A 653-nucleotide genomic window follows, 5' to 3' on the forward strand; every position below is an offset into this window, starting at 1 on the left:
GCATCGGTCGGAAAGGTGATGGCCTTCGGCTGCACCGTGGTGTCGACGGTGACGCGCTTGAGGTCCTGGCCGCGTAACGCGCCGGCCTCGTGCGCCACCCGCAGGCTCTCCGCCAGCAGCAGCTCCAACTTGTCGCCGAGCCGCTTGCGCCAATGGCTCAGGTCCGAGCGCTCGTGCGGGAAGGCATGCTGAAAGAACTCTTGCCCGGTGAAGAACTGGAAATACGGGTCGTGAACCCAGCGCTCGCAAACGCCCTCATCGGACAGCCCGTAAGTGTGCTTGAGCAACAGCAGCCCGATCATGAACCGGGTCTCGATCCCGGGCCGGCCATTCTCGCTGTAGAGCGGCGCGACCTCGCCGTCGATCCAGTCCCAATCGATCTTGCCGGCGAGCTGAACCAGCTCGTGCTTCATGTTGATGATCTGGTCCAGCCGCGCCCGGAACAGATCGTTCGATCCCGTCGTCCTGTGCTTCTTCGGTCGCATCGGCCCCTCCGATGCACCACAGAATCATGGTCCGCAGCGAAAGGGAATCCACAAACGACAATTGCAAGATTTGGGGGCCTCAAGCCCCCAATCCCTGCAATCTCAAATGCCGCCGCAACCGGAAAACTGACTCCTGCTCAATCGCTTAGAGCCTTGTTCACGGACGAC

Annotated in this window: 1 protein-coding gene; it reads right to left on the minus strand. The window is 61.7% G+C overall.

Annotation, left to right across the window (positions count from 1 at the left end):
• The coding region (locus AC0L3K_RS40710; RefSeq protein ID WP_473368220.1) for a transposase at positions 1-485 on the minus strand (485 nt) is incomplete at its 3' end.
• Positions 486-653 lie beyond the last annotated feature (168 nt).

Source organism: Bradyrhizobium sp. MI1.10, assembly GCF_055811035.1.